Genomic DNA, 26673 nt, shown 5'->3' with positions numbered 1-26673 from the left:
CGCTGTCTCTCGCTCCCTTGTGATCATGTGATCACAAAACCGGACACGGATCAATCGCCGCGGCTGAAGAAATGCGGATCGGCGCCTGCAAAATCCGGCTATTTTCTTGGTCCAGAGTTCGCGACGGATAGCTCGGGAGCCCGCCCGCTATCGCCTATGTCAGGGCGCCTTGCCGAAGGCGGCGAAATCGACCGGCCTGGGCTCCGGGCAGATCGTGCGCAAAGTCGCTTGCGTCGCGGTGATGTCGGCCACCACCTCGTCGCGGGCGCGCAGAAAATCCTTGTCCTTCAGCGCCGCGATGATCGCGACGTGCCGGCCCGAGGGCTCCATCACGCCTGCGCGCATCAGTGGCGCGACGTGGTTGGATAAAAGCCGCATATAGGGGCCGAAGCGCAGCCAAAGCGTCTCGATCAGTTGGAACAGCACGTCGGAGCCGGAGGCGCGATAGATGGTGAAGTGGAACTGCTGGTTCTTGGCGATCAGTTCGTAGATACTGCCGTCGCGCCCGATCGCCTGCTGGTCGTCGGTAACCTTCTGCAGGGTGGCGATCTCGGCCGCGGTCAGGCGCGGCGCCCCAAGCTCGGCTGCCAGCCCTTCGACGGCGAGGCGCGCGCGGCAGAGGTCGTCGAGCCGCGCCCGCGTCACCACCGGCACGCAGGCTGAGCCGTTCTGGGATATCTCCAGCGCGTTCTCCGCCGCCAGCCGCCGCAGGGCCTCGCGCACCGGCATGTTCGAGGTGCCAAAGGCCTCCGCCAGCGAGGCGATAGTCAGCACTTGGCCCGGGTCGAACCTGCCGACCATCAAGGCATGGCGAAGCTGCTGATAGACGCCATCCTGGACGGTGATGCGTCCCGATACCGGTTCGAAGCCCAGAGCCACGCTTTTGCTTTCCTTAAATCCTGACAGAAGCTATGTGCGGAGACGTGTAAACACATCTCTCCGCCAAAGCTTTGATCATCTGATCACAGATTGTGGCGGGAGCCAAGCGGTTGCGAGAGTCGCCGGTCTGACCACGTCGGCGCTGCCCCTTATCTGCCCGCCCGTCCTCCGCAGCAGCTGCGCTGCAGCTGCGGAGGGTGGACCGGCACCTTCTCGCCGTGAACGGGAGAACAGGGCTGGCCGCAGCCTTGGCGTCTGTCTGCAACGTTGGTGATTGGCGAAAGCGGCGACGACGGCGTCCTTCTCCCCCGATCACGGGGAGAAGATGGCGGCAGCCAGGTGAGGGGCGGCGCCGACGTTGAAAATTTGCCGCCTAAAATTGAGCGCCATACGGGTCATCGACCGTTGAAAGACCGGGGTCGGACAAGCTCGATCTCACTCCGGAATCACCGCCATCGCCTGAATCTCCACCTTGGCTCGGTCCTCGACCAGCGCCACCACCTGCATGGCGGCCATCGCCGGAAAGTGCCGGCCGATGACGGCGCGATAGGCTTCGCCGATCCCCTTGAGATTGGCGAGATATTCGGCCTTGTCGGTGAAATACCAGGTCATCGAGGTGATGTGCTGCGGCTCGCCGCCGGCTTCGGCGAGCACCGCGACTATGTTGGCGAGCGTCTGGCGCACCTGGCCGACGAAGTCCTCGGTCTCGAAACGGCACTCGGCATTCCAGCCCACCTGGCCGCCGATAAAGACAAGCCGGCCACGCGCGGCCACGCCATTGGCGTAGCCGATCGGCTTGGCCCAGCCTTGCGGCTGCAGGATGGTGTGCATATCTAGCCCCTCGAGTTCACTTTGCCGGCTCATGACGCTCCCATGACCTGCCTGGCGATCACCACCTTCTGCACGTCCGACGCTCCCTCATAGATGCGCAGCGCCCGGATCTCGCGATAGAGGCTCTCGATGATGTAGCCCTTGCGCACGCCGTCGCCGCCATGCAGCTGCACCGCCTTGTCGATCACCTCTTGTGCCTTGTCGGTGGCGAAGAGCTTTGCCATAGCCGCCTCGCGCGTCACCCGCTCCGCGCCCGTGTCCTTGGTCCAGGCGGCGCGATAGACAAGCAGGGCCGCGGCGTCGACATCCAACGCCATGTCGGCAATGTGGCCCTGCACCATCTGCAGCTCGGCCATCGGCGCGCCGAACAATTTGCGCTCCGCTGCACGTCTCACGCTTTCATCCAGCGCGCGTCGTGCGAAGCCGAGCGCCGCGGCGCCGACCGTCGAGCGGAAAACGTCGAGCACCGACATGGCGATCCGAAAACCGTCGCCGGGCTTGCCGATCAGGACAGAAGCCGGAACGCGGACATTGTCGAACGCCAACCTGGCCAGCGGATGTGGGGCAATCACCTCAAGCCGTTCGGCAATGCCGAGGCCTTTCGTTTCCGCAGGCACGATGAAGGCGGAAATTCCCTTGGCGCCGGGCGCCTCACCGGTGCGGGCGAAGACGGTGTAGACGTCGGCGATGCCGCCATTGGAGATCCAGGTCTTCTCGCCCGAAAGCACGTAACCGTCGCCGTCGCGGACGGCCGTCATCTCCATGTTGGCGACATCCGATCCCGAGCGCGGCTCTGAAAGCGCGAAAGCGGAGATTGCCTGGCCGGTCCGCGTCCTTTCGAGCCAGCGCTGTTGGTCCCGCGTGCCGAAAAGCGAGATCGCGCCGGTGCCAAGCCCTTGCATGGCAAAGGCGAAGTCGGCGAGCCCGTCGTGACGTGCCAACGTTTCCCGCGTGATGCAGAGCGTCCGCACATCGAGCGGCGCAGGGTTGTCAGGGTCGATCGCCGTCGGCTTCAGCCAGCCGTCGCGGCCGAGCTTCGCGACCAACTCGCGGCAGGCCATATCGACATCGTGGTGATCGACCGGCAGGTTCTTTGCACACCAGGCGTCCAGATTTTCGGCGAGCTCGCGATGGCGGTCTTCGAAGAATGGCCAGTTAAGGAAGGAGCGGTCAGGCATTTGCGCCCCCGCTGTGCTTCGAGCGTCGCGCTCTATGGCGCCCCCCTCTGGCCTGCCGGCCATCTCCCCCTCTAGGGGGGAGATCAGCCGTCGCCCACGTTTTCGCCAATCGCCAGCGTTGCAGAAAAGGCGTCGCCGGCGGAGCTGCCAATCTCCCCCCTAGAGGGGGAGATGTCCGGCAGGACAGAGGGGGGCGCTGTCCCGCCAACATGCCCGCCTTGATCGTAGAAAACATCCTCAATTCCCCTTGAACACCGGCTTTTCCTTCGCCACAAACGCCTTGTATGCTCGCTCGAAGTCGCCGGTCTGCATGCAGATCGCCTGCGCTTGCGCTTCGGCCTCGATCGCCTGGTCGAGGCCCATCGACCATTCCTGGTTGAGCTGCGTCTTGGTGATGCCATGCGCGAAGGTCGGGCCGGAGGCGATGCGCGCCGCCATGTCGAGCGCATCGGCCTCGAGCGCGGCAGCCTCGACGAGGCGGTTGTAAAAGCCCCAACGCTTGCCTTCGGCAGCACTCATGGTGCGGCCGGTGTAGAGCAGCTCGGCCGCGCGGCCCTGGCCGATGATGCGCGGCAGGATCGCGCAGGCCCCCATGTCGCAGCCGGCGAGACCGACGCGGGTGAACAGGAAGGCGGTCTTCGCCTCCGGCGTCGCGATGCGGATGTCGGAGGCCATGGCGATGATCGCGCCGGCGCCGACCGCCACCCCATCGACGGCGGAGATGATCGGCTTGCCGCAGTTGAGCATCGCCTTGACGAAGTCGCCGGTCATGCGCGTGAAAGCGAGCAGCGCCTTCATGTCCATCTTGACCAGCGGCCCGATGATGTCGTGCACATCGCCGCCCGAGCAGAAATTGCCGCCATTGGGCAGGAACACCACGGCGTCGACATCGTCGGCATAGACAAGGTCGCGAAAAGTGTCGCGAAGCTCCGCATAACTGTCGAAGGTGAGCGGGTTCTTGCGCTCGGGCCGATCGAGCCGGACCTTCGCGACCGTGCCTTCGACATCCCAGAGGAAGTGCTTCGGCTTGAGATTGGCCATGGCGCTCATTCGCGTCCCTCCCAATTGCTGCGGAACGACTTCAGCATGCCGGTCAGGCTCCGCGCCTCGTCCTCGCGGACATTGCCGAGCAGTTCGCCGATCCAGCCCTCATGCGCCGCGGCCATCGCAGCGAACGCCTTCGTTCCTTCCTCGGTCAACCGCACCATCGAGGTGCGGCGGTCGCCGTTGCGGCGCGCGCGGGTGACAAGCCCTTCCGAAACCAGCCGGTCAACGATGCCCGTCACATTGCCGTTCGACACCAGCAGGAAGCTCGAAAGGTCGCTCATCAGCATGCCTTCCGGCGACCGGTAAAGCGCCGCCATCACGTCGAAGCGCGGCAGCGTGGTGTCGAACTCCTTCTTCAGCCGCTCGCGCAGCTCTGCCTCGATGGTGCGCGAGGCGCGCAGCAGCCTGATCCACAGGCGCAGCCTATCCTTGCCGGAACTCGCGGGCAGGGGGCCGGCTACCATGTCTCGCCTCCCGAAACCGAGATCGCCTGTCCGGTGATCGATCGCGCGGTGTCGCTGCAGAGCCAAAGCACCGCGGCGGCAACTTCGTCGGGCTGGATGAAACGCCCTTGCGGGTTGGTCGCCGCAAGGCTGGCGCGTGCGTCATCGACGGAGCGGCCGGTTCTCTCGGCGATGCGCTGAATGGACTCTTCCAGCATGTCGGTTTCGACGAAACCCGGACAGACGGCATTGACCGTCACCCCGGACTTGGCGGTCTCGGCTGCCAGCGCCCGCATCAGCCCGACCACGCCATGCTTGGCCGCCACATAGGGCGCGACATAGGCATAGCCTTTCAGGCCGGCGGTCGAGGCGACGAAGACGATGCGGCCGGTCTTCCGCGCGAGCATGCCTGCCAGCGCGGGTTTCACCGTCAGGAAGGCGCCGGTCAGGTTGACGTCAAGCGTGCGCTGCCAGTCCACCAGCGCGGTCTTGTGCGCCGGCGCGCTTTCGGCCATGCCGGCATTGGCGACGACGATGTCGAACGGTCCGCGCGCGGCCTCCGCCTTCTCGTATAGAACCGTCATTTCGGCTTCGTCCGTGACATCGGCGGCGATGCCGAAGATGCGGTCGTTTTCCTTCGAGACCTCGGCGAGTGCTTCTTCGCGCCGTCCGCAAATGGTCACATCGACGCCGGCTTCCGCCAGGGCCAGCGCAGTTGCCTTGCCGACACCGGAGCCGCCGCCGGTGACGAGGACATGTCGGCCGGCGATTGTTCGAGCCGCGCTCATACTTTGAGCCCCGCTGCCGCTTCGCGTTCGGCCAGCCGGTAAATCTGGTCGCGCCCGGGCAGGTAAGGATCAGGCCATTTGACGCCGCGATCGCCGAGCGTCACCGCCGCATGCAGTGTCCAGTAGGGGTCGGTGAGATGCGGCCGCGCCAGCGCCACCAGATCGGCGCGCCCGGCCATCAGGATCGAGTTGGCATGGTCGGGCTCATAGATGTTGCCGACCGCCATCGTCGCCATGCCGACCTCATTGCGGATGCGGTCGGAGAACGGCGTCTGGAACATGCGGCCATAGACCGGCTTTGCGCCGATCGAGGTCTGGCCGGCCGACACGTCGCAAAGGTCGACGCCGGCCTCATGCAGCAGCCGCGCGATCTCGACCGCATCGGCCGGCGTGACGCCTTCGATGCCGACCCAGTCATTGGCCGAAATGCGCATCGAGATCGGCTTCTCGGCCGGCCACACGGCCCGCACCGCATGGAAGATCTCCAGCGGGTAGCGCATGCGGTTTTCCAGCGAGCCGCCATAGTCGTCGGTGCGGCGGTTGGTCAGCGGCGTGATGAAGGAGGAGAGCAGATAGCCGTGCGCGGCATGGATCTCCAGCATGTCGAAGCCGCAGCGCTTGGCCATCTCGGCCGAGGCGACGAACTGGTCGCGTACAAGGTTCATGTCGGCGCGGTCCATCGCTTTCGGCACCTGGTTCTGCGGCGACCATGGCACGGCCGAAGGCGCCATGACCGGCCAGTTGCCAAAGATGAGCGGCACGTCCGTTCCTTCCCAGCCAAGACGGGTCGAGCCCTTGGCGCCGGAATGGCCGATCTGCGCGCAGATCTTGGCCTCGGTCTCGGCATGGACGAAATCCACGAGCCGCTTCCAGGCGACCTCATGTTCGGGCTTGTAGAAGCCGGTGCAGCCGGGCGTGATGCGCCCCTCGGGGCTGACGCAGGTCATCTCGATATAGACGAGCCCGGCGCCGCCCTTGGCGCGCTCGGCATAGTGAGCGAAATGCCAGTCGGTCGGGCAGCCGTCGACCGCCTTGTACTGCGCCATCGGCGAGACGACGATGCGGTTGGTGAGTGCCATGTCGCGCAGCCTGAATGGCGCGAACATCGGCGCGCGGCGCAGCATGTTGCCGCCGGCGCCGGCCTTGCGCTGGAACCATTCCTCCGCGCCCGCCAGCCATTCGGCGTCGCGCAGCCTCAGATTCTCATGGCTGATGCGCTGCGAGCGGGTGAGCAGCGAATAGTTGAACTGCACCGGATCGAGGCCGAGATAGCGCTCGACCTCCTCGAACCATTCGAGTGAATTGCGCGCCGCCGACTGCAGCTTCAGCACCTCGGTGCGCCGCGCATCCTCGTATTTGCGGAAGGCAGCCTCGAGGTCCGGCTCGGATTCGACATAGTCGGCGAGCGCGACGGCACTTTCCAACGCGAGCTTGGTGCCGGAGCCGATCGAGAAGTGCGCTGAAGCCGCGGCATCGCCCATCAGCGCCAGGTTCTTGTGCGACCAGCGCTCGCAAAACACACGGGGGAAGTTGATCCAGGCGGAGCCGCGAATGTGATTGGCGTTGGTCATCAGCGGATGGCCGCCGAGATGCTTTTCGAAGATGCGCTCGCAGACCGCGATCGATTCCTGCTGCGTCATTTGGCCGAAGCCGAAGCGCTCCCAGGTCTCCTGGCTGCACTCGACGATGAAGGTCGCGGTCTCGCTGTCGAACTGGTAGGCGTGCGCCCACACCCAGCCATGCTCCGTCTTCTCGAAGATGAAGGTGAAGGCGTCGTCGAATTTCTGCGTCGTGCCTAGCCACACGAACTTGCATTTGCGGGTGTCGATGTCGGGCTTGAAGACATCGGCGAAGGCGGCACGGGATTTCGAGTTCAGCCCGTCGGATGCGACGACCAGGTCATGTGTTTCCATAAAGGGGCGGGGATCCGAAATCTCTGTCTCGAACATCATCTTGATGCCGAGCTCGCGTGCCCGCCGCTGCAGCAGGATCAGGAGCCGCTTGCGGCCGATGCCGCAAAAGCCGTGGCCGGAGGACACCGTGCGCACGCCGTCATGGATGACGGCGATGTCGTCCCAATAGGCAAAATGCTTCTTGATCCAGACCGCGCTGACGGGATCGTTCCTGGTCAGGTTCTCCAGCGTTTCGGCCGACAGCACCACGCCCCAGCCGAACGTGTCGTCGGGGCGGTTGCGCTCATAGACCGTCACCTCATGCGCGGCGTCGCGCAGCTTCAGCGAGATGGCAAAGTAGAGCCCGGCCGACCCGCCGCCGAGAACCGCAACCTTCATGTCTTGCGATCTCCTCTTCGCATCCGCAACCGCCGGACAAGGCCGGCGGTTCCAACTTCCAATATTGCCCTCACGTGAAATTATTTCAAGCTTGAAGTTTTATAATTGAATAATCGGTTCCGGGCCGTGCCGGCAAGCGCCTTGGCGCTCATCGACGAACCGCGACGAGTGCGAATTCCAGCCCGCGGCTTTTCAATTCATTTGCATATTTCCGGTGGAGGTCGGAGCCGGCGAACAGGCTCAAATTCACCGCGCCGAAATCATGCCGGAGGCCGGGAGGTGTGTATTCGCCCGTCCGGACGGCGCCGCCGATCGCCTGGCTGCGCTCGAAAACCGCTATTTTCCAGCCTTTGGCGGCCAGATGCGCGGCGCAGGCCAGACTGTTGTGCCCGCCCCGCCAAAGATGGCGTCGAACTCGCTCACGCCCCGCCCCGAAATGCTTATGCTTAAAGATAATTGCAGATGCATATGTTTTCGTCTAGTAGGATATTAAGGGCCGCTACGAGCCTTGATGATCACGAACAAGAGGGAACGAAGACAATGGACACGCAACAACTCCTCGGCGAGGTCGCCGGCCAGCTGCTTTCGGGCGCCATCAAGGTGGTCGACCTGTCGGCGCCGCTTGGGCCGAACACGCCGCTGATCAAGCTGCCGCCGGAGCTCGCCGTCGACACGCCGAAGGTCGAGATCCATGCCATCTCCAAATATGACAAGAACGGCCCGTGGTGGGCCTGGAACTGGCTGAAGCTCGGCGAGCATTCGGGCACCCATTTCGACGCGCCGCAGCACTGGATCACCGGCAAGGACTATCCGGACGGCGCCACCGACACCATTCCGGCGCAGAATTTCGTCGGGCCGGTCAACGTCATCGACTGCTCGAAGGAGGCCGCGGCCGATCACGATTTCTTGCTCACCGTCGACCACATCAAGGCCTGGGAGGCCAAGCACGGCGCCATCAACCCCGGCGAATGGGTGGTGATGCGCACCGACTGGTACAAGCGCAACGGCTCGGAAGCCGAGTTCCTCAACGCCAACGAGACCGGCCCGCACACTCCGGGGCCGACGGCGGAAGCCATCCAGTTCCTGATCAGCAAGGACATCAAGGGCTGGGGCAGCGAGACGATCGGCACCGATGCCGGCAAGGCCGGCGGCATGGAGCCGCCATTCCCGGCCCACACGCTGATGCACAAGGCCAACCGCTATGGGCTGGCCAGCCTCTGCAATCTCGACCAGCTTCCGCCGAAGGGCGCGATCCTCATCGCTGCCCCGCTCAAGATCGAGCACGGCACCGGCAGCCCGATCCGCGCGCTGGCGCTGGTGCCGGGCAAATAGGGCGAAGTGGCGGTCTTCGGGAGAAGATCATGCTCGTGGGCAACGGAGTGACGATGGGTGATGGGTGGCAGCCTTGCAGCGCTGGCGCTCACCCCCCTCTGTCCTACCGGACATCTCCCCCTCAAGGGGGGAGATTGGCAGTTTCGACGCCCTGCTCACTCTGGCTGCGTTGGCGATTGGCGAAAGCCGGCGCGACGTCCAATCTCCCCCCTAGAGGGGCAGATGCCCGGCAGGGCAGAGGGGGGCGCGAAGGAACGCCGTCCTGCGCGATTGCATATCCCGTCCCGAAGGCAGAGCCACCACCAATCACCTCGCCGGTAAGCCGCAACCACGAGACCGGCATCAAGGGTCTCTATCACATTGACGCCTCGACCCATCCGGGCGCGGGCCTTGGCGGCGGCTCCGGCTTCCTGCTGGCAGGGAGGCTGTGATGGACGAGAAAGCTCCGCCAAAACGCCAGCGCATCTCGACGCTCGGCGAGATTGGCCTGCAGCAGTTCGCGCCCTATCTGATGAACCGCATCATGGGCCGCTACAACGCCACTTTGCGCGAGGATTTCCGCAAGCAGGGCCTGACCATCCCGCAGGTACGCACGCTGGCCGTGCTCTCGGTCACCGACGGCGTAACCGTCAACGATCTCTCAGTCTATACGGTGATCGAGCAGTCGACCTTGAGCCGCACGCTCGACACGCTGGAAGGGCAGGGTCTCGTGCGGCGCGAGCAGGGCGTCACCGACAGCCGCTTCCGCCATGTGTTCCTGACCGATGATGGACGGGCGCTCTTTACCCGCGCGTGGCCGGGCATGCACGACGCCTTCGAGGCGATGTTCGACGGCGTCGACGATGCCGAATATGCCGCGCTGATCGCGATTCTGCAGAAGATGCTGAAGAACATCCGCAAGCACGACATTTGAGTTTGACGTACGCGCCGCCGACCAGCGGCGGCAACGGAAGGAGGCAGAGATGGCCGAACGGTCTTTTGCCAAGGAAGTCGAAAAGCTGAGACTCGGCGCCGGCGAGGAGTTCGCGGGCGAAGGCATCCTCGCCATCACCAAGGCGCTGCTGCAATGCGGCGTCGGCTTTGTTGGCGGCTACCAGGGCGCGCCGATCAGCCATCTGATGGACGTGCTCGCCGACGCGCAGGACATTCTGGGCGAGCTCGGCGTGCACTTCGAGGCGAGCGCCTCGGAGGCGACCGCCACCGCCATGCTGGCGGCGTCCGTGCATTACCCGATCCGCGGCGCCGCCACCTTCAAGTCGACGGTCGGCACCAATGTCGCTTCCGACGCGCTCGCCAATCTCGCGTCCGGCGGCGTCACCGGCGGCGCGCTGATCATCGTCGGCGAGGACTATGGCGAGGGCTCGTCGATCATGCAGGAGCGCAGCCATGCCTTTGCCATGAAGAGCCAGGTCTGGCTGCTCGATCCGCGCCCGAACCTGCCCTCGATCGTCAAGGCGGTGGAGGACGGCTTCGAGCTGTCTGAAGCCTCCAACACGCCGGTCATGCTGCAGGTGCGCATCCGCTGCTGCCATGTCCACGGCCATTTCACCGCCAAGGACAACAAGTGTCCGCCAATGTCGGTCGCCGACGCGCTTGCCGCGCCGCGCCGCGACACCGGCCGGATCGTGCTGCCGCCCGCGTCCTTCCTGCATGAGAAGGAAAAGGTCGCGAAACGCTGGCCGGCGGCCGTCAGCTTCATCCGCGAGCGCAAGATCAACGAAATCTTCGGCTCCGATCACGGCTCGGTCGGAATCGTCATGCAGGGCGGCATGTACAATTCCGTCATCCGCGCGCTGCAGCGGCTCGGCCTTGCCGACACCTATGGCGACACCGATGTGCCGCTCTATGTGCTGAACGCCGTCTATCCGCTGGTCGACGACGAGTTCCTCGCCTTTTGCGAGGGCAAGCAGGCGGTGCTGGTCGTCGAGGAAGGCCAGCCCAACTATATCGAGCAGGCCTTTGCCGCAATGCTACACAAGACCGGCCGCGGCACCAAGCTGGTCGGCAAGGAGCATCTGCCGATGGCCGGCGAATACACCGGACAGGTTATGCTCGACGGCATCGGCTCCTTCCTGCGCGCCTATGCCCCGCATCTTCTGCCCGGCGAGGTTCGCGCGCCGAACAAGCTGGGCGAGGGCGTCGACACTGCCGATCTCGTCAATGTCGTTCCCGGCCGCCCGCCCGGCTTCTGCGTCGGCTGTCCGGAGCGGCCGATCTTCGCCGCGACAAAACTGGTCGAGCAGGAGCTTGGCAAGCATCACATTGCTTCCGATATCGGCTGCCATCTGTTCTCGATCATGCCGCCCTTCGAGCTCGGCGCCACCACCATGGGCTACGGGCTTGGTCCGGCCTCGGCTTCGGCCTTCAATTCGCCGGAAGCAAAACGCCGCTCGATCTCCTTCGTCGGCGACGGCGGCTTCTGGCACAACGGCCTTACTTCATCGATCGGCAACGCCGTCTTCAACAAGAATGACGGCGTCATCGTCATCGTCGACAATTTCTACTCGGCCGCGACCGGTGGCCAGGACATCCTATCCTCGCGCGCCTCGAACCGCACGAAATCGACCAAGCACCCGATCACCGAGGCGGTGAAGGGCATGGGCGTCAAATGGCTGCGCCACATCGACCGCACCTATGACGTGGGCAAGATGCGCGATACGCTTCGCGAGGCGCTGACCACAGAGGAGAAGGGGCCGAAGGTCATCGTCGCCTCCTCCGAATGCATGCTCAACCGCCAGCGCCGCGAGAGGCCGGGGATCGACAAGGCGATCAAGGAGGGGACGCGCATCGTCAAGCCGAAATTCGGCGTCGACGAGGACATCTGCACCGGCGACCACGCATGCATGCGGCTCTCCGGCTGTCCGTCGCTGTCAGTGAAGACGCTCGACGATCCGCTGCGCGACGATCCTGTCGCAAGCATCGATCAGAACTGCGTCGGCTGCGGCAATTGCGGCGAGGTGGCGGATGCGGCCGTGCTCTGCCCCTCCTTCTACCGCGCTGATGTCGTCCACAATCCCAGCCGCTGGGACCGTTTCCTAGAAAGCGCGCGCCGCGCCGCGATCGGCGTTTTGCAGCGTCGCCGCGAAAGCCGCCGTTTGATGTTCGCCGATGCTTGAGCAGACCTCGCCCCTTCGTCCGAAATCCGGCGCCCATGATGAGGGACGCGTCATCAAGCTTGCCGTGCTTGCGGTCGGCGGCCAGGGTGGCGGCGTGCTTGCCGACTGGATCACCGACGTCGCCGAGCGCAGCGGCTATATCGCGCAATCGACTTCGGTCGCCGGCGTCGCCCAGCGCACGGGCGCCACGATCTACTATATCGAGATGGCCCGCGACACCGGCCGCCTGCCGGTCTTCGCGCTGTCGCCTTCGCAGGGCGATGTCGACATCTTGATTGCCGCCGAGCTGATGGAAGCCGGCCGCGCCATCATCCGCGGCTTCGTCACGCCCGAGCGCACGACGCTTATCGCCTCCTCGCATCGCATCGCCGCCGTCTCGGAAAAGATCGAGCCGGGCGACGGCCGCGCCTCGTCGCAGAAGGTGCGCGCGACGGCGCAGGTCGCGGCAAAACGCTTCATCGCCTTCGACATGGAAAAGATCGCCGCCGAGAACGGCACCATGATCTCTGCCAGCCTGCTTGGCGCCTTGGCCGGCTCCGACACGTTGCCCTTCACGCTTGAAAGCTACGAGCAGGCGATCGGCGCCGGCGGTCGCGGCGTCAAGGCAAGCCTTGCCGCATTCGGCGCCGCCTATGAGCGCGCGCGCAACATCGCGGCCGCTCCGGCGGGTGAAAAGGCCGCAGCGAAACCCGCCGAAGCCCGCTCGAAGGTCAGCGGTCCGGAAACCCTGCTGAAGGGCTGGCAGGAACTCGCCGCTCGCGTCGCAGCACTGCCGGAACCGGTGCGCGCCATGGCCGAGCGCGGCCTGAAGAAGGTCGTCGACTTCCAGGACATCGCCTATGGCGGCGAATATCTCGACCGGCTAGCCAAGGCGGTTGCGCTGGATAATGTGGAGCGCAGCTATGCGCTGTCGATCGCGGCGGCCAAGCATCTGGCGAATGCCATGTGCTATGACGACATGATCCGCGTGGCCGACCTCAAGACCCGCTCGACGCGCGACAAGCGCGTACGCAAGGAGGTCGGCGTCGAGGAAGGCTCGGTCCTGCAGGTCACCGAATATTTCCATCCGCGCATCGAAGAATTCTGTGGCACGCTGCCGGCGGGACCCGGCAGCTATATCGAGAGCCGGCCGAAGCTCGCCGCCTTCCTCGACCGCCGCATCAATCGCGGCCGCCACATCCGCACCGACAGCTTTGCCGGTTTCGCCACGCTGTGGTTCATCGGCGGCCTGCGCCGCTGGCGCCGCCGGCTGCTGCGCCACAGGGTCGAGATGGAGCATCTGGAGCGCTGGTACGAGCTGGCGCTCGCCCATGCGCGAGAGAACTATGCGCTTGGCACGGAAATCCTGAACTGCCGCCGGCTGATCAAGGGCTACAGCGACACCCATGCCCGCGCCCAGTCCAAATTCGACCGCGTGCTGTCGGCGCTTCCCATGCTCAAGGGCCGCGACGACGCCGCCGACTGGATCCGCCGCCTGCGCGAGGCGGCGCTGAAAGACGAGAAGGGCGACATGCTCGATGGCGCGCTGAAGACGGTGGCGACGCTTGGCGACAGGCCGGCTTCATAAAGATTCGAAAGTCGCCAGCACTCGAAAACACTGGCGATGACGCTCAGGCAAAGCGAATCAGAGACACGGCTCGCGCGCCGAACGGCGGAAACAGCTATTCGCTTGCTTCTCGTCCCGAGACCTGTTCGACAAGGATCCGGAAGAAAACGTGCGGCAGGTTATCCGACACGGGAGGCATGACAGGCTTGAGCGCACCGGGCTCCCACCAGTCTGTGTGCTTGCTCAACACCGACCATGCATGGTCGCGCTGAACCCGGTGGCCGATTTTGTCTGGCAGTTCCTCGTAGCGGCCGTCGACAATCACGCTTCTCCAGCCGCGCCCCTGGGTGTGTTCGTCGATCTGGGCGCACACTAGGGGATTGGCCCGCATCCAGTCGATCTTCTTGCCCGGCAAGGAGAATGCGTAGAGGTGGTTGTCGGCGTAGGCGTAGTTGAAGCACACGACGTAAGGTTGTCCGTCCTTCGCGCATGCCAGATGGCCGGAGCGATTGGCCGCCAGCAATTTCGTGCATTCCAAAGCAGAGAGCGTGCGGATCAACATCGAACGATCTCCCATCCGGCCTTCGGCCTTAACAATCTCCGTTCATAAAAACTTAGTGCGGGGCACTTCATGGCTCATTGATATGGATCAATGAGCCATGCGGCAAAGGCTAAGCTTGCCATCTCATGGGCGAACTCTGAAATGAGCTGACGAATATGTGATCAGCCTCAATGCGACGGAATTCGGCCGTTTCCTCCGTTTCACGGAGGTAGGGATGAATGACGGAGACGAACCTTATGCTCACCAAATATTTTCTGCCCTTCGCATTGGCGGCCGGCAACCTGCTGCTGTCCGCCGCCGGCTCGCAGGCCATGCCGCTGGCGAAACCCAACGCCGCGCCGCCGCCGATCGAAACCGTCGGCTGGCGCTGCGGTCCCGGCTGGCACGTGAACCACTGGGGCAGATGCGTGCCGAACCGCCGCGTGGTCATCAGGCCGGTGCGCCATTGGCATCCCGGCTTCTGGTACCACCACCGCTGGCACCCCGGCTATTGGAGCTGGTGATCGCTTTCAGGGGACAGATGCCCGCGCCGGAAACGGCGCGGGCCTTTTCACGCAATAAGTTCGCGCATCGGCTTCACCGCCACCGAGTCCGGAAACACCTTGTCGCCGAGCACGGCGGCCGAGAGGCCGAACTGGTCCGCGAGCAAACCCTTCAGCACCGCGCGCACATCGCTGGTCGGTGCGAGGTCGCGGCCCTCGTAGAGCTGAGCCGGCTTCAGGCCGGGCCAGTTGGCGATGACACGGCCACCCTTGATCGCGCCGCCGGCGAGCAGCACCACCGTGCCGGTGCCGTGATCGGTGCCGACGGTACCGTTGATGCGGGCGGTGCGGCCGAACTCGGTGATGGCGACGATCGCCGTATCCTTCCAGCGCTCGCCGAGCCCCTTCTCGAATTCCTCGAAGGCGCCGTCGAGGCCGCCGAGCAGATTGGCGAGCCGGCCGGTGGCGCCGCCTTCGTTGACATGCGTGTCCCAGCCATCGAAGGCGAGCGCGGCGATGCGCGGTCCGTCGTCCGCCGCCATCAGCTTCGCCGCGCCTTGCGCGGACTGGCGCATGCCGGCGGCATTGTCGAGGCCGCCTCTGGGCTTCATGGCCTTGCCGTCGAGCTCGTCGCCGAGCGCCATCCGGTCGGCGTCGAGGCCTTTCTGCAGCGCTGCCGCCAACACCGGATCGCGGTGGTTGTAGAGATCGAGCAGACGCTCGGCCAGCGCGTCGCCTGGCGTCGGCAGGGCCTGCGGCGCCCAGCCGAGCACGGATGCGGCGCCGCGGATCACCAGCGGCGTCGAAGGCCCGACTGCGAGCCCGCCGAGCTTTGCCACTTTTTCGCCTGCCGGTAGGCTGGCAAGCGTGCGGTTGAGCCAGCCGGTCGTGGCGTTTCCGGGTCCGGGCAGGCCGCTTTCCAGCACGTCCTGGCCGTCGAAATGCGAGCGGTCGCGGTAGCCGGTCGCCGCCGCGTGCACCACGGCCGCGTGGCCCGCCCTGAACAGCCGCGCAAACACCGGCATCGCCGGATTGACCGCGAAGAAGCCGTCGAGCGGCAGACCCGGGTTCGGGCCTGAAAGCGAGAGCGCGATATCGCCATGCAGGCCGGCATAGTCGGGGTCGCCGACCGGACCGACCGTGGACAGCCCGTCCAGGGCGCCGCGCAGCACGATAACGATCAGGCGCGGATCGCGATTGTCGGCGGCGCGCGCGAAACGCGGCAGATAGGCCCAGGCGAACAGCGCGCCGCCGGTCATCAGCACGGCGCGGCGGGAGGGATTGGGAGTTTCACAAAGAAGGCTCATGGCCGCGTCTCCGCTCGTCGATAGTGGACTATCTGCGCTGGAATTCCGGCGCCATCAGCAGCAGCGCCAGGCCTTGCTGCTTGGATTCGGCGCGCGCGATCGCCTCTCGCGTCTCGGCCGAAGCGGAGGCGCCAACCAGGGTGGAAAGCATGTCGTCCGGATTGCCGATATCGCTCGCCTGTCGCGCCGCCTGCCAGCCGATGTCGAGGCGCGTCTTCAGGCCCTCGGCCGAAGCCCAATTGTCGGTCCGGTCGGAAAAGCCGTTCGGGCCGGGCGGTTGCCAGAGCGGCCCACCCAGCACCCTTAGCCAGCGAAGCGTTCGTTGCGGCTCGTTGCCGGCGGAAGAGCCGAGCGCCCGCCGGACCGCAACGACATAGTCGAAGGGCGAGCGCAGCTTGGAGAGCGGCGTCGACCAGGCCTCCGGCATGTCGACCAGCGCAAACGCGAGCGCGCGCAGATCGCCGTCCCTCTTGGCGAAGACCTCGGCAAGGCGGTCGACCGCCGCCGGCGGCGGATCGTCCGCTATGAAATGGCGAGCGAGCTTGGTGGCGATGTGCCGCGCGGTCGCCGGATGGCTCGCAATGTCGTTGAGCGCAGCCTCGGCCTGGCCCATGCCGCCGGCGGGATAGGTCTTGCCGAGCAGCATCGCCTCGCCGGGTTGGTGCGCGTTGGCGTTGAAGACGAAAGAGCCGGGTTCGCCGAGCCGTCCCTCTCGTCCGGCCATCGTCCAGCCGGTGAGCATGCCGGCGAAACTGGTGACGTCGGCTTGGGCATAGCCGCTGCCGACGCCGAGCGTATGCAGTTCCAGGATCTCGCGGGCGAGGTTTTCGTTGAGGCCGCGTCCGCGCCGTTTGCCGGCGCGGGAGTCCGGCCCGATCGATTGCTGGTTGTCGAGATAGAACAGCATTGCCGGGTGATGCTCGACCGCCAGCAGCATGTCGGCGAAGCGGCCGAGCACGAAGGGGCGGATGGCCTCGCGCTCGAAAGCGCCGGCGCAGGCCCGCACGAGCTGACCCTTGGCGACGGAGACGCAGAAATGGTTCGACCAGAAGCCGACCAGCCGCTCGATAAAGCCGGGCGCGGCAGCGAGTGCCTTGTCGAAACGGGCTTGGGCTTCATCCCGATAGATATCGGCCTCGACCGGCGGCACGACCGGCTTCTCTTTTGCGTCGGTCGGGTTGTCCGCAGTGTCTGTCGCAGGCTGCATGACGGGCCCCGCCTTCTTCTCCCGCGCCACCTTGCGCTCCGCAGCGGCTGCCATGCTCGCCTGGATGGCGGCGGTGCTGTCCAGCAGCCAGGCATTCGCCGGATCGTCGGTCGCGATCAAGGCTATGTCGGGCTGCTTGAGTTCCGCCTTGAGATAGCCGCGCGCGTCGCCGGCGATCTTGCCGAGATCGTCGCCGGGCCTAGTGCCGAGCCCGAACCGGTTGAGCGCGACAAGCGCCGGATCGGGCGGAGCGGCATTTGAAACGGGTAGGGCCAACGCAGCCTCCGTCGCAGGGCCGACACAGATCGCGTCGGCCGACCAGTTCTGAAAGATCAAAGGCTGACGATCCGGCTTCGGCGCCGGCATCGTGAGCTGGGCCGGGCTTTACCAGCGGCGCCAGTGATGCCAGCGGTGGTACGGGTGCCAGACCGGGCCGATATAGACCCTCGGTCCACCCCAATAGTAATAGCCCGGATAGACGACGCGGCGATTGGGAACGCAGCGTCCCCACGGGTTGGGGTGCCAGCCCGGGCCGCAGCCCCAGGCCGCGTGTTCCACCAGCGCTGGCGCCGCAACCGGCGCGATCGGCATTGCGGAAGCCGCATTTGCCGCGACCGTCCCGCCGATGGCGAGGGCGGCAGCGAGCGAATATTTCGTCAGACCGTTCATGGGATACTCCCCAAGTTTCTCGAAGGTTGAAACCAACCTGTGCCGCATTCGCGCGGCGGCAGGCCTGTCCCTCTTCCCTTGAACGGAGGTGGTCGGCGGTTTCCGTCGCTCCTCAGGGCGTATTTTTTGCCGAGGGCGGCCGCTGCCTGCCAACATGGCGCAGCAAGGCGTCGGCCAGCAGCTTGCGGTCCTCCGGCGAGCTCGACGCGGCGAACTCGACGATGCGCTGTTCCAGCCGCGTGCGGATGGTGGCGTCGGCATTACGCGCCCGCTCGAGCGCTGCCGCGAGCGCTGTCGCGTCGAGCGTCGGCTGCTGCAGAAGGTTGGCCGCCTCGCGCCTTGCCTGCTGCCCGTCGAGGATGATCTGCCGCGACTCGCGACGAACGTCGCGCAGCGCCTGACGGAATGCCTTGCGGTCGTTGGCGGGAAGCTGCCAACCCGCCGATTCCAGCGAATAGCCCACGCCGGAGCGGCCGATCAGCCAGCCGGCGCCGCCGGCCACAGCACCGATCAGAAAGATGTTCAGCACCAGCGATGCCACGAAAAGACGAGTGCTCATAGGTCCTCCGTGTCGGCGTCGGGACCGGCATCGCCGAACGACGTTGCGTTGGCATCCATCACATAGTGGTCGGACGGGGCGTCGGGGGTGACGACGGTGACCAGCGCCAGCCCGGCCACGGCGCCGGCAAGGCCGACGCCGGCGAGCCCGAAGCCCAGCCACCAGAGCCGGCGATGACGTCCCTGTCTGAGCGGCACCCCGGCCTTGGCGACAATCTCGCCATGCAGCGTCCGGCTGGGGACTTCGACGTGATGACGGTCGAGGATGGCGTCGAGTCTGGCGGCGCGCCGCAGGATGGCGCGGCCCTCTTCGCTTTCGGCAAAAAGCGTCGCGGCTGCCTGCTCGGCCTGCGGCCAGCGATGCAAGGCGCTGCCATAGGCATCCGCCAGCGCGGCAAAGCGCCGGGCATCCATCGGCTTGTCGGTCCCTTTGCGGTTCTCAGCCATCACTTTTCCCCTTCCGTCGTCTCGACGTGGCCCCCCACGCCTTCATGCACGAAGCTGGCAGTGCCTTCGCCGTCTCAGTCATCGCGTTCGTCTCCGACGAGCATGGCCTGCAGCGCGCGACGACCACGCGCGACCAGGCTTTCCAGCGCATCGACGCTGACCTGCATGGCGTTGGCGGCCTCGATGTTGGACATCTCCTGATAATAGACCAGTACGATCGCCTCGCGCTGGCGCGGCGCGATGCGCTGCAGCGCCTGCTGGACGCGCCGGCCTTCGTCTCCGGCAACGGCGTCGGGCAGCGGTGCCTCATCGGGAACCTCCGGCAGTTCGTCCGTCGTCCATTCGCGGCGCCGCCGCAGCCGGTCGTAGCAGAGGTTGAGCGCGACCCGGTGGATCCAGGTGTCGAAGCGCGCGCGGCCTTGACGCCAGCCGGAGGCATGGCGCCAGATGCGCACGAAGGTCTCCTGGGCGACGTCCTCGGCCTCGGCGGCGTCGCCCAGCATGCGGGTGGCGAGCGAAAGCACGCGCGGCAGCTTGCGCGCCACCATCGCCTGCACGGCAGCCTGGTCGCCGGCGCCGATGCGCCGTACCAGTTCCTCGTCCGGATCGGCGCCCATCAGGCTGGGCGCTCCCAATGATCATCGTGCTGCATAACCTCTCGGTCATTGCTCCTGATTGGGAGCGGTTTTGTGGCCCGGCCTTTCGTCGGCGCTAAGCACGCCGTCGTTATTCTTGTCGAGCCTGGCGAAGCGCTTGGCGAGGAAAGCGTCGAGCTCGGACTTGTCGACGAAGCCGTCTTTGTTGGCATCCATCCGCGCAAAGGATTTGGCGGGATCGCCCTTGGCCTTGCGCTGGGCCTGGAACGCCGTCCACTCGGCGAGGCTGACCTTGCCGTCGCCGTCCGTGTCTGCCCGCATGAAAGCCTTTTCCCGGCGCGCCTCGAACTTTTCTAGCGTGGTGCCGGGCTTGGCGGGAGCCGAGGTGTTTGGCGCGGGTTGGGTCGGCGCGGGGGCTGGCGTCGTTGTCTGGGCGGCCGCGGCGGCGGCCTGAAGGCCAAGGGCAACGATAAATATCGAACGGCGGATCATGCTCTCGTTTCCGGTTGCGCGCGGCCATTGGCGGCCGCGCTTCAGCCGTTAAACGCGGTGACACGGAAAATCCGTCGGTCGTTCCGCCAAACCGGGTCGGCGGGTCCGGCAGCGCCGGAAAGCAGCCTCTCAGGGGCGCGGAAAACTATTTCCGTTCGTTGACCACCACCAGCTGGTCCGACTTGAAGCCGGCATGTTGCGGGGTCCAGACGTCGCCCTCGCGGTTGAACCAGTGGCACAGATACGTGCCCGACGCCGCGCCGTCGCTCACCGTCATATCCGGGCCTCCGGATTTCAGCCTGACGACGTCACCGGTCTTGAAACTGTTGGGCATTTTGACCTCCCATGCTGAAGTCACAAGTTTCCCACCAGATAACGCGCTCAACAATGGTCGAGATGCATCGGCAGGGTGGTGCAGGGCAGGAAATACACGGAAAACTAGTGCTGCTTTCGGGCCGGCAAGCGCGGCGTCGCAGCGCGATCAAGCCTTCGGAGCGCGCGACGCTTCGCCGTCGTCATTCCGGTGTAGCATCATGCGCCGGAAGCTCATCGAGATATGCGCCCGCCTGATGTGGCCGATCGAGGCCCAGTCGCCGATCTCGGCCGCCGCGAGCACCTCCTCAATTTCGCGGCGGAACGCGGTGAATTCCTCGACCAGCCCGAGCCTCGGCATCATCTTCAGGACGACCCGGGCAACCTGGATGTAGAGCCGCTCGCTGATGTCGCGTAGCGGCTGGTTTCCGGTCATCGCGCTGAGCTCGTAGAAGAAATCCATGTTGAGCCGCAGGAAAGCGCGCTGATCCGGACTGAGGATGTCGGCGTCGCAGCGTTCCATCAGCGCGCGTATGCGGTCGAGATCGGCGGCGGTGCGCGGGATCGGCGACAGCTTGCCGATCAGCTCCGCCAGTTCCATGCGCAAATGATAGACCTGCTCCAGTTCCTCGATGTCCACGTCGGTGACGATCGTGCCCACCCCATGGACGGACTGGACGAGGCCTTCCGATTCCAGCCGCGCCAGCACACGCCGCACTGGCGTCCGGCTGACTTCGAACTCCTGCGCGAGCTCTTCTTCGGAGAGGTGGCTTCCCGGGGGATAGTCCAGCAGGCAGATACGGTCCCTGAGGATCTTGTAGATGCGTTCCGACCTCTCCCGTGCCGAAGGCGGTCGCGCTGGACCGGTCATGACCTGTTCTGTCACCGCATCGTCATTGCGGGTCATCCCGCCTCCAGTACCGCACGCAGGAATTGCCGCGTCCGTTCGTTCTTCGGCGCGCCGAACAACTCGCCTGGAGGTCCCTGTTCGCAGATCTTGCCCTGGTAGAAAAAGCAGACCCGGTCGGAGAATTCCTTCGCGAAACCCATCTGATGGGTGACCATCAGCATTGTGAGGTCATGCTCCCGCCCGATCTGCCTTATCACCTGCAGCACTTCGCCGACAAGTTCCGGGTCGAGCGCCGACGTCACCTCGTCGAACAGCATGACTTTGGGCCGCATGGCGAGCGCGCGGGCGATCGCGACGCGCTGCTGCTGCCCGCCGGAGAGCTGCGACGGATAATGGTCCTTTTTCTCCGACAGCCCGACCATGTCGAGCAGTTCGGCCGCGCGCGCCTCGGCGTCGGCGCGCTTCATGCCGAGCACGGTCATCGGCGCCTCGATGCAGTTGGCCATCGCGCTCATATGCGGGAACAGGTTGAACGACTGGAAGACCATGCCGATCTTGGCCCGTACCCGCCTGATATGGGCAAGGTTCGCCGGAACCAGCTTGCCGCCCTTCTCCATATGCGTGAGCGGTTCGCCTTCGACCCAGATGACGCCGTCATTGATCGTCTCGAGCGTCATCAGCATGCGCAGCACCGTCGTCTTGCCGGAGCCGGAAGGTCCGATGATCGACACCTTCTCGCCGCGCGCGATATCGAGGCTGAGCCCGTCGAGAACCGTCAACGCGCCATAACGTTTCGACACATTGTCGAAGCGCACCATGGGCTTGTCTGTCATCGTGAGGTCCTCCGGTTGAGCAGGCGTTCGAGAACACGGATGATCGCGGCCGACACCAGGCTCATCACCAGGAAAAACAGCCCGACGAGCGTCATCGGCTCGGTGTAGCGGAAGGTGTCGGAGCCGATGATCTTGGCCGTCTGCATCAGTTCGAGAACGGCAATGGCCGAGAGCAGCGGCGTCTCCTTGAACAGCGCGACCAGGTAGTTGCCAAGCGCCGGAACGATCGGCGGAATAACTTGCGGGATGATGATATCCCGGAAGGTCGCCCATTGCGGCAGGTTGAGCGCGATCGACGCCTCCCATTGGCCGCGCGGGATGTTGTCGAATCCGGCGCGATAGACCTCGGAACAATAGGCCGCGTAGTGAAGTCCGATCGCGATCACCCCGGCGGTGAAGGCATCCAGCACGACCCCGAACTTCGGGAAGACGAAATAGAGGAAGAAGATCTGGATCAGCAGCGGCGTCGAGCGGATCAGCTCGACCAGCACCGAGATCGGCCAGGCGGTCCAGGGTATGGCGATGCGCACCAGGGCGAGCACAAGCCCGAGCAGGGCCGCGATCACGAAGCCGATCAGCGTCGCCTCGACGGTGATGATCGCCGCGCTTGCCAGCGTCGGCAGGATTTCGAACGTGAAGGACCAATCCCACATCAGGCGGCCCTTCCTCGTGAGAGCCCCGCGGATGCCCGCTGCTCGAGGAACCTCATGCCGATCGTGATCACCAGGGACATGACGAGATAGATCAGAAGCACCAGCGTGAAGATGGGAACGGTTTTAAGCGTGCTCTGGTTCATTTGCTGCGCTTTGAAGGCAAGGTCCGTGAGCGTGATGAGCGACACCAGCGCCGTCGATTTCAGCAGCTCGATGAACAGGTTGCCCCAAGGCGGGATCATGGCGATGAAAGCCTGCGGCAGGATGATCCTGCGCAGCATCTGGGCACGGCTCATGTTGAGCGCGATCGACGCCTCCCACTGGCCGGGCGCCACCGCGAGGATCGCCCCGCGCACCACCTCGGATCCGTAGGCCCCGACATTCAGGCCCAGCGCCAGCACGGCCACGCTGAATGCGTCCATTAGTATGCCGAATTGCGGCAGCACGAAAAACAGCCAGAAGAGCTGCACCAGCGCCGAGGTGCCGCGAAAGATCTCGACATAGACCGTCGCCAGCCAACGCACCGGGGCCGGCCCGTAAAGGCGGGCAAGGGCCGCCAGCACGCCCATCACGACGGCCAGTAGGCTGCCCAGAATAGCGATTTCGATGGTCAGCACCGCTCCCTCCAGCAGTCCCGGCAGGAACAGGCTGTAGGAAGTCTGCGTGGCGAGCAGGCCGATCACCGCCAATGCGGCAACCAGCATGCCAACAAGCGTTCGGATGCCCATCTGCCTCTCCGAAGAAAAAGGCGGCGCCGGAGCGCCACCCGGAGTTGGGACTTTACTTGCCGGCGCAGAGCTCGGCGGTCGTCTTGTTCGGCAGATAATCCTTGCCGAAGCCGAACGGCTCGACGAGGGCGATGTGCTCGGGCGAGCCGATGAACTTCTTCATCTCGGCGTTGAAGGCCTTGAGCAGGTCCGTATCTTCCTTGCGGAAGCCGAAGCCGCCATGACCTTTCACAGACTTTCCGTTCACTTCGCCGAAGGGCTTGGTGGATTCGACGCCGTCGGCCTTCTTGGCCATCTCGGCGATCGACAGCGCCGTCAGCGCAGCAGCGTCGGCACGGCCCGACTGGACCGCAGCAACCAGGCTTGACTGGTCCGGCAGGACCACGAGCTGGGCCTGGGAGACGCCGGCATCCTTGGCTTCTCCCCCTTCGACGGCTCCCGCCATGACCGCGAGCTTGAGGTCGGCGTTGTCCTTGAAGGTCGAAAAGTCCTTAACCTTCTTCGGATTGCCCTTTTGCACAAGCATCGCCGCGCCGATGCCGTAGGACGGCTCGGAAAAGTTGATCTCGGCGCAGCGCTTGGGATTGATGAACATGCCGGCGGCGATGATGTCGAAGCGACCGGCCTTGAGCCCCGGGATGAGCGAGCCGAACTCGGTCAGCACGCCGTCGACCTGCTTGATGCCGAGCTTGGCCAGCACCGCCTTGGCGACTTCCGGCGCCTCGCCGGTCAGCTTGCCGTCGGGCGTGGCGTATCCGAACGGCGCCTCGTTGGCGAAGCCGACCCGGATATAGCCGTTCTTCTTAGCGCGCTCCAGCGTCGTCTCGGCCAGCGCGACTCCAGTGCCGGACAACATGACAAGCCCTGCGCCGAGTCCAAGCGCAGTGCGGCGCGAAATTCTGATCGTCATCATCTTGCTCCCATTTTGCGAAACCGCCGCCTGATCCGACCCCGTTTTCGGCATTCGGCAGCTTGAACGTATGGTTGCAGATTTTTCGCCGCGTTTCAATAGATGTGCACATCAATGCCCGCGCAAAAGCGAAAAATCCTTGACATACTCGAAACTGAGAGCCGATATTGACTGAAGTTGTACACAACATGTCTCATGACAAGGCATGCAGCTGAAGCTGGGGCATCTGCTCCGGAGGGGAATGAACATGCTCGACAAAAGTTCCGGCGAAGCGGTCGCGCCGTATTTCGAGAGCGAGGAATTCGACCGGCGCCGCGACGCCGTCCGGCATGCCATGGCCGCGCGCGGCATCGACACTCTTCTCGTCTCCGCGCCGGAGAACATCTTCTATCTGACCGGGCTCGATCACTGGGGCTACTTCGCGCCGCATATCCTCGTCGTCCCGGCCGACGGCGAAATGATCCTTCTGACGCGCGCGATGGAAAAGGTGACCATTGCCAACCAGGTCAGGAATGCGCGCTTCGAAGGGCACCATGACGGCGAGACGGTCGCTGACCTTTTGGGGCGCGTGCTTTCCGGCAGGCTTGGTACCGTCGGCATCGAGTCATGGTCATCCGGCCTGCCGCACGGGCTCGCCGAGGCGCTGAAAGAGCGCCTGACCGCCGCGCGCTGGGTCGACGCCTCGGGCATCATCGACGACATCCGCATGGTCAAGAGCCCGGCCGAGCAGGCGCTGATGCGGGCGACCGCCAAAGTATCCGATGCCGGCGCGCAGGCGGCGATCGAAGCGATCGCGCATGGTGCGAGCGAGCGCCATGTCGCGGCGGAAGCCGAGCGCGCCATGATCGAGGCGGGCGGCACGTTTCCCGGCTTCGGGCCGTTCATCCGCTCCACCCGGCGGCTCGGCGAAGAGCATACGACCTGGACGAGCGACCGGTTCGGCGCGGGCGATGCGGTCTTCCTCGAGCTGACCGGCTGCGTCGCCCGCTACCACGCGCCTCTCGGCCGCCTTATCCATGTCGGCCACGCCGCGAAGGAAACCTACGAGATGGCCGCGCTCACGGCCGACGCCTTCGCGGCGGTGGTCGCCGCGATGCGCGAGGGCGTCCTGTTCCGCGACGTCTATGCGGCCTGGCAGGGCGTGGTCGACCGCGCCGGCCTCTCGCACTACCGCCGGCATCATTGCGGCTATGTGGTCGGCATCGGCGTGCCGCCGAGCTGGACCGGCGGCAACAAGGTGACGGGGCTGCGCCGCGACAGCGACATCGTGCTCAAGACCGGCATGAGCTTCCACGTGCTCTCTTGGCTGATGGGCACCGGCCGCGGCGATTTCTTCATGTCCAACGCGGTTCTTCTGGGGCCTTCGGGCGCCGAGGTGCTCACCAGGACGCCCTCGGGCGTGACCGTGCGCTGAGGACATTGGTGATGCAGTTCGGCAGCAACAACACGCCGTTCGATAAAGAGGAGTTCGCCGCCAGACTGGCGAAGACCAAGGAGCGTATGGCTGTAGCCGGGCTCGACGCGCTCTATGTGTCGGAGCCCGCCAACCTCAATTACCTCACCGGCTATGACGGCTGGTCCTTCTATGTCCATCAGGGGGTGCTCGTCGCGCAGGAGGCAACGCTTCCGGTCTGGATTGGACGCGGCCAGGACGTCAACGGCGCACGGCTCACCACGATCCTGCCGGAGGAAAACATCGTCGGCTATTCCGACGACCATGTGCAGTCTGAGGCGAAGCATCCGCTGCAGGCGGTGGCACGCGTGATGCGCGAGCGCGGCCTCGAGCGCGCAACCATCGGCGTCGAGGCGGATTCCTTCTATTTCACCGCGAAGTCGCTCGACGTGCTGAAGGCGGAACTGCCGAACGCCCGCTTCGTCGATGCCGGCACGCTGGTCAACTGGGTCCGCGCGGTGAAGTCGGACGCCGAGATCGGGCTCATGAAGCAGGCGGCGCGCATCGCCGAAAAGACGATGGCGCGGGCGATCGAGGTGATCGGCCCAGCCGTTCGCCAATGCGATGCGGCCGCCGAAATCCTCGCGACCGCCACACATGGAACCGAGGCTTATGGCGGCGACTACGCCGCGATCGCGCCGCTGATGCCGACCGGCGTCGGCACATCGTGCCCGCATCTGACCTGGCGCGATGCCCCGTTCGCTTCGCCGGCCGGCACGACGGTCGAGATCGCCGGTGTCAGGCACCACTATCATGTGCCGCTGACGCGCACGATCTATCTCGGCACGCCGCCGGAGAAGATGCGCAAGGCCGCGGACGTGGTTGTCGAGGGGCTCGAGGCGGCGCTCGGCGTGGCGAAGCCCGGCGCCGGCTCGCGCGACGTGCACGCCGCTTGGACGAAGGCCATCGAGCGGCATGGCTTCTTCAAGGATTCGCGCTGCGGCTATTCGATCGGCCTCGGCTATCCGCCGGACTGGGGCGAGCGGACCATCTCGCTGCGCTCGATCGACGAGACGGTGCTGGAGCCGAACATGACGATCCATTTCATGCCGGGTCTTTGGCTGGACGACTGGGGCATCGCCATTTCGGAATCGATCCGCATCACCAAGACCGGGGTCGAAGCCTTTTGCGAGTTCCCGCGCCGCCTCTTCGTCAAATAGAAC

Annotated in this window: 28 protein-coding genes and 1 pseudogene; 7 read left to right on the top strand and 22 right to left on the bottom strand. The window is 65.2% G+C overall.

What is annotated here, in order from left to right; all coding sequences use genetic code 11:
• Positions 1–159: 159 nt before the first annotated feature.
• The 8 genes and pseudogenes from RFN28_RS01035 to RFN28_RS01000 form a co-directional block, all read right to left on the bottom strand.
• Positions 160–879: a GntR family transcriptional regulator gene (locus RFN28_RS01035; protein ID WP_320285497.1), complete on the bottom strand. Its 720-nt coding sequence runs from the start codon at positions 877–879 to the stop codon at positions 160–162.
• 435 nt (positions 880–1314) lie between these two features.
• Positions 1315–1710 carry a RidA family protein gene (locus RFN28_RS01030; protein WP_320285646.1) on the bottom strand — a complete coding sequence of 132 codons (396 nt, stop codon included), beginning with the start codon at positions 1708–1710 and terminating at the stop codon, positions 1315–1317.
• Between the two features lie 29 nt (positions 1711–1739).
• Positions 1740–2888 (bottom strand): acyl-CoA dehydrogenase family protein, encoded by a 1149-nt coding sequence (locus RFN28_RS01025; protein WP_320285496.1) that lies wholly within the window; start codon positions 2886–2888, stop codon positions 1740–1742.
• A 237-nt stretch (positions 2889–3125) separates the two neighbouring features.
• On the bottom strand, positions 3126–3938 hold the full coding sequence (locus tag RFN28_RS01020) for an enoyl-CoA hydratase family protein (RefSeq protein WP_320285495.1): 813 nt from the start codon (positions 3936–3938) through the stop codon (positions 3126–3128).
• Entirely contained in the window at positions 3935–4399 is a 465-nt protein-coding gene (locus RFN28_RS01015; RefSeq protein ID WP_320285494.1) for a MarR family winged helix-turn-helix transcriptional regulator, read from the bottom strand. The genes RFN28_RS01020 and RFN28_RS01015 overlap by 4 nt, the downstream gene beginning before the upstream one ends.
• Positions 4393–5166, bottom strand: a complete 774-nt coding sequence (locus tag RFN28_RS01010; RefSeq protein ID WP_320285493.1) for an SDR family NAD(P)-dependent oxidoreductase — start codon at positions 5164–5166, stop codon at positions 4393–4395. Before RFN28_RS01010 ends, RFN28_RS01015 begins: the two co-directional genes overlap by 7 nt.
• The gene (locus tag RFN28_RS01005; RefSeq protein WP_320285492.1) at positions 5163–7457 is read right to left on the bottom strand and encodes a bifunctional salicylyl-CoA 5-hydroxylase/oxidoreductase; all 2295 of its coding nucleotides are present in this window, start codon (positions 7455–7457) and stop codon (positions 5163–5165) included. The genes RFN28_RS01010 and RFN28_RS01005 overlap by 4 nt, the downstream gene beginning before the upstream one ends.
• Positions 7458–7617: 160 nt before the next feature.
• Positions 7618–7880: pseudogene (locus RFN28_RS01000) on the bottom strand (NAD(P)-binding protein); the annotation flags it as partial.
• 117 nt (positions 7881–7997) lie between these two features.
• Between RFN28_RS01000 and RFN28_RS00995 the strand changes: the two are divergent.
• From RFN28_RS00995 to RFN28_RS00980, 4 genes are all read left to right on the top strand, one after another.
• A complete protein-coding gene (locus RFN28_RS00995; RefSeq protein ID WP_320285491.1) occupies positions 7998–8789 on the top strand; it encodes a cyclase family protein in 792 nt (263 codons plus the stop codon).
• Between the two features lie 430 nt (positions 8790–9219).
• Entirely contained in the window at positions 9220–9702 is a 483-nt protein-coding gene (locus RFN28_RS00990) for a MarR family winged helix-turn-helix transcriptional regulator (RefSeq protein WP_320285490.1), read from the top strand.
• Positions 9703–9751: 49 nt separating this feature from the next.
• Positions 9752–11905: a thiamine pyrophosphate-dependent enzyme gene (locus RFN28_RS00985; protein WP_320285489.1), complete on the top strand. Its 2154-nt coding sequence runs from the start codon at positions 9752–9754 to the stop codon at positions 11903–11905.
• Positions 11898–13472 carry an indolepyruvate oxidoreductase subunit beta family protein gene (locus tag RFN28_RS00980; protein WP_320285488.1) on the top strand — a complete coding sequence of 525 codons (1575 nt, stop codon included), beginning with the start codon at positions 11898–11900 and terminating at the stop codon, positions 13470–13472. The genes RFN28_RS00985 and RFN28_RS00980 overlap by 8 nt, the downstream gene beginning before the upstream one ends.
• 94 nt (positions 13473–13566) lie before the next feature.
• Here the strand turns inward: RFN28_RS00980 and RFN28_RS00975 are convergent, their stop codons facing one another.
• Entirely contained in the window at positions 13567–14013 is a 447-nt protein-coding gene (locus RFN28_RS00975) for a pyridoxamine 5'-phosphate oxidase family protein (protein WP_320285487.1), read from the bottom strand.
• A gap of 236 nt (positions 14014–14249) precedes the next feature.
• Here RFN28_RS00975 and RFN28_RS00970 point away from each other — a divergent pair, with 236 nt between their 5' ends.
• Positions 14250–14516 (top strand): GCG_CRPN prefix-to-repeats domain-containing protein, encoded by a 267-nt coding sequence (locus RFN28_RS00970; RefSeq protein WP_430676992.1) that lies wholly within the window; start codon positions 14250–14252, stop codon positions 14514–14516.
• A gap of 47 nt (positions 14517–14563) precedes the next feature.
• Here the strand turns inward: RFN28_RS00970 and RFN28_RS00965 are convergent, their stop codons facing one another.
• The 13 genes from RFN28_RS00965 to ehuB all read right to left on the bottom strand — a co-directional run bounded on the left by RFN28_RS00965 (position 14564) and on the right by ehuB (position 24057).
• Positions 14564–15802 carry a DUF1501 domain-containing protein gene (locus tag RFN28_RS00965; RefSeq protein ID WP_320285485.1) on the bottom strand — a complete coding sequence of 413 codons (1239 nt, stop codon included), beginning with the start codon at positions 15800–15802 and terminating at the stop codon, positions 14564–14566.
• 28 nt (positions 15803–15830) lie between these two features.
• Positions 15831–17285: a DUF1800 domain-containing protein gene (locus RFN28_RS00960; RefSeq protein WP_320285484.1), complete on the bottom strand. Its 1455-nt coding sequence runs from the start codon at positions 17283–17285 to the stop codon at positions 15831–15833.
• 108 nt (positions 17286–17393) lie between these two features.
• On the bottom strand, positions 17394–17678 hold the full coding sequence (locus RFN28_RS00955) for a GCG_CRPN prefix-to-repeats domain-containing protein (protein ID WP_320285483.1): 285 nt from the start codon (positions 17676–17678) through the stop codon (positions 17394–17396).
• A 112-nt stretch (positions 17679–17790) separates the two neighbouring features.
• The gene (locus RFN28_RS00950) at positions 17791–18237 is read right to left on the bottom strand and encodes a periplasmic heavy metal sensor (RefSeq protein ID WP_320285482.1); all 447 of its coding nucleotides are present in this window, start codon (positions 18235–18237) and stop codon (positions 17791–17793) included.
• Positions 18234–18683: a hypothetical protein gene (locus tag RFN28_RS00945; RefSeq protein WP_320285481.1), complete on the bottom strand. Its 450-nt coding sequence runs from the start codon at positions 18681–18683 to the stop codon at positions 18234–18236. The genes RFN28_RS00950 and RFN28_RS00945 overlap by 4 nt, the downstream gene beginning before the upstream one ends.
• 74 nt (positions 18684–18757) lie before the next feature.
• Entirely contained in the window at positions 18758–19300 is a 543-nt protein-coding gene (locus RFN28_RS00940; RefSeq protein WP_320285480.1) for an RNA polymerase sigma factor, read from the bottom strand.
• A gap of 45 nt (positions 19301–19345) precedes the next feature.
• Positions 19346–19771, bottom strand: a complete 426-nt coding sequence (locus RFN28_RS00935; protein ID WP_320285479.1) for an EF-hand domain-containing protein — start codon at positions 19769–19771, stop codon at positions 19346–19348.
• A gap of 145 nt (positions 19772–19916) precedes the next feature.
• Complete coding sequence (locus RFN28_RS00930) at positions 19917–20105, bottom strand: YodC family protein (protein ID WP_292124023.1); 189 nt, start codon at positions 20103–20105, stop codon at positions 19917–19919.
• A 147-nt stretch (positions 20106–20252) separates the two neighbouring features.
• On the bottom strand, positions 20253–20990 hold the full coding sequence (locus RFN28_RS00925; protein WP_320285478.1) for a GntR family transcriptional regulator: 738 nt from the start codon (positions 20988–20990) through the stop codon (positions 20253–20255).
• On the bottom strand, positions 20987–21766 hold the full coding sequence (ehuA, locus tag RFN28_RS00920; protein ID WP_320285477.1) for an ectoine/hydroxyectoine ABC transporter ATP-binding protein EhuA: 780 nt from the start codon (positions 21764–21766) through the stop codon (positions 20987–20989). The genes RFN28_RS00925 and ehuA overlap by 4 nt, the downstream gene beginning before the upstream one ends.
• Positions 21763–22422: an ectoine/hydroxyectoine ABC transporter permease subunit EhuD gene (ehuD, locus tag RFN28_RS00915; RefSeq protein ID WP_320285645.1), complete on the bottom strand. Its 660-nt coding sequence runs from the start codon at positions 22420–22422 to the stop codon at positions 21763–21765. Before ehuD ends, ehuA begins: the two co-directional genes overlap by 4 nt.
• A complete protein-coding gene (gene ehuC / locus RFN28_RS00910) occupies positions 22419–23147 on the bottom strand; it encodes an ectoine/hydroxyectoine ABC transporter permease subunit EhuC (protein WP_320285476.1) in 729 nt (242 codons plus the stop codon). Before ehuC ends, ehuD begins: the two co-directional genes overlap by 4 nt.
• A gap of 52 nt (positions 23148–23199) precedes the next feature.
• Complete coding sequence (gene ehuB / locus RFN28_RS00905; protein ID WP_320285475.1) at positions 23200–24057, bottom strand: ectoine/hydroxyectoine ABC transporter substrate-binding protein EhuB; 858 nt, start codon at positions 24055–24057, stop codon at positions 23200–23202.
• 247 nt (positions 24058–24304) lie between these two features.
• On the opposite strand from ehuB, the gene RFN28_RS00900 reads away from it, so the two are divergent.
• Together RFN28_RS00900 and RFN28_RS00895 are read left to right on the top strand one after the other, a co-directional pair.
• Positions 24305–25471 (top strand): M24 family metallopeptidase, encoded by a 1167-nt coding sequence (locus tag RFN28_RS00900; RefSeq protein ID WP_320285474.1) that lies wholly within the window; start codon positions 24305–24307, stop codon positions 25469–25471.
• Between the two features lie 11 nt (positions 25472–25482).
• On the top strand, positions 25483–26670 hold the full coding sequence (locus RFN28_RS00895; RefSeq protein WP_320285473.1) for a M24 family metallopeptidase: 1188 nt from the start codon (positions 25483–25485) through the stop codon (positions 26668–26670).
• The last annotated feature ends 3 nt before the right edge of the window (positions 26671–26673 follow it).

Origin of the sequence: Mesorhizobium album (assembly GCF_033977205.1) — a bacterium.
Classification (GTDB): Bacteria; Pseudomonadota; Alphaproteobacteria; order Rhizobiales; family Rhizobiaceae; genus Mesorhizobium; species Mesorhizobium album.
Note: the sequence above shows the minus strand (reverse complement) of the source record. Positions and strands in the feature narration are given on the sequence as shown.

Excerpts from the sequence above, each read along its gene's own strand:
- ehuB (WP_320285475.1), bottom strand. The coding sequence starts at position 24,057 with ATGACGATCAGAATTTCGCGCCGCACTGCGCTTGGACTCGGCGCAGGG.
- RFN28_RS00925 (WP_320285478.1), bottom strand. The coding sequence starts at position 20,990 with ATGACCCGCAATGACGATGCGGTGACAGAACAGGTCATGACCGGTCCA.
- RFN28_RS00990 (WP_320285490.1), top strand. The coding sequence starts at position 9,220 with ATGGACGAGAAAGCTCCGCCAAAACGCCAGCGCATCTCGACGCTCGGC.
- RFN28_RS00950 (WP_320285482.1), bottom strand. The coding sequence starts at position 18,237 with ATGAGCACTCGTCTTTTCGTGGCATCGCTGGTGCTGAACATCTTTCTG.
- ehuC (WP_320285476.1), bottom strand. The coding sequence starts at position 23,147 with ATGGGCATCCGAACGCTTGTTGGCATGCTGGTTGCCGCATTGGCGGTG.
- RFN28_RS00895 (WP_320285473.1), top strand. The coding sequence starts at position 25,483 with ATGCAGTTCGGCAGCAACAACACGCCGTTCGATAAAGAGGAGTTCGCC.
- RFN28_RS01020 (WP_320285495.1), bottom strand. The coding sequence starts at position 3,938 with ATGAGCGCCATGGCCAATCTCAAGCCGAAGCACTTCCTCTGGGATGTC.
- RFN28_RS01030 (WP_320285646.1), bottom strand. The coding sequence starts at position 1,710 with ATGCACACCATCCTGCAGCCGCAAGGCTGGGCCAAGCCGATCGGCTAC.
- RFN28_RS01010 (WP_320285493.1), bottom strand. The coding sequence starts at position 5,166 with ATGAGCGCGGCTCGAACAATCGCCGGCCGACATGTCCTCGTCACCGGC.
- RFN28_RS01025 (WP_320285496.1), bottom strand. The coding sequence starts at position 2,888 with ATGCCTGACCGCTCCTTCCTTAACTGGCCATTCTTCGAAGACCGCCAT.
- RFN28_RS00970 (WP_430676992.1), top strand. The coding sequence starts at position 14,250 with ATGCTCACCAAATATTTTCTGCCCTTCGCATTGGCGGCCGGCAACCTG.
- RFN28_RS00940 (WP_320285480.1), bottom strand. The coding sequence starts at position 19,300 with ATGGGCGCCGATCCGGACGAGGAACTGGTACGGCGCATCGGCGCCGGC.
- RFN28_RS00945 (WP_320285481.1), bottom strand. The coding sequence starts at position 18,683 with ATGGCTGAGAACCGCAAAGGGACCGACAAGCCGATGGATGCCCGGCGC.
- RFN28_RS00935 (WP_320285479.1), bottom strand. The coding sequence starts at position 19,771 with ATGATCCGCCGTTCGATATTTATCGTTGCCCTTGGCCTTCAGGCCGCC.
- RFN28_RS00975 (WP_320285487.1), bottom strand. The coding sequence starts at position 14,013 with ATGTTGATCCGCACGCTCTCTGCTTTGGAATGCACGAAATTGCTGGCG.
- RFN28_RS00930 (WP_292124023.1), bottom strand. The coding sequence starts at position 20,105 with ATGCCCAACAGTTTCAAGACCGGTGACGTCGTCAGGCTGAAATCCGGA.
- RFN28_RS00965 (WP_320285485.1), bottom strand. The coding sequence starts at position 15,802 with ATGAGCCTTCTTTGTGAAACTCCCAATCCCTCCCGCCGCGCCGTGCTG.
- RFN28_RS00985 (WP_320285489.1), top strand. The coding sequence starts at position 9,752 with ATGGCCGAACGGTCTTTTGCCAAGGAAGTCGAAAAGCTGAGACTCGGC.
- RFN28_RS00995 (WP_320285491.1), top strand. The coding sequence starts at position 7,998 with ATGGACACGCAACAACTCCTCGGCGAGGTCGCCGGCCAGCTGCTTTCG.
- RFN28_RS01015 (WP_320285494.1), bottom strand. The coding sequence starts at position 4,399 with ATGGTAGCCGGCCCCCTGCCCGCGAGTTCCGGCAAGGATAGGCTGCGC.
- RFN28_RS00900 (WP_320285474.1), top strand. The coding sequence starts at position 24,305 with ATGCTCGACAAAAGTTCCGGCGAAGCGGTCGCGCCGTATTTCGAGAGC.
- ehuA (WP_320285477.1), bottom strand. The coding sequence starts at position 21,766 with ATGACAGACAAGCCCATGGTGCGCTTCGACAATGTGTCGAAACGTTAT.
- RFN28_RS00955 (WP_320285483.1), bottom strand. The coding sequence starts at position 17,678 with ATGAACGGTCTGACGAAATATTCGCTCGCTGCCGCCCTCGCCATCGGC.
- RFN28_RS01005 (WP_320285492.1), bottom strand. The coding sequence starts at position 7,457 with ATGAAGGTTGCGGTTCTCGGCGGCGGGTCGGCCGGGCTCTACTTTGCC.
- RFN28_RS00980 (WP_320285488.1), top strand. The coding sequence starts at position 11,898 with ATGCTTGAGCAGACCTCGCCCCTTCGTCCGAAATCCGGCGCCCATGAT.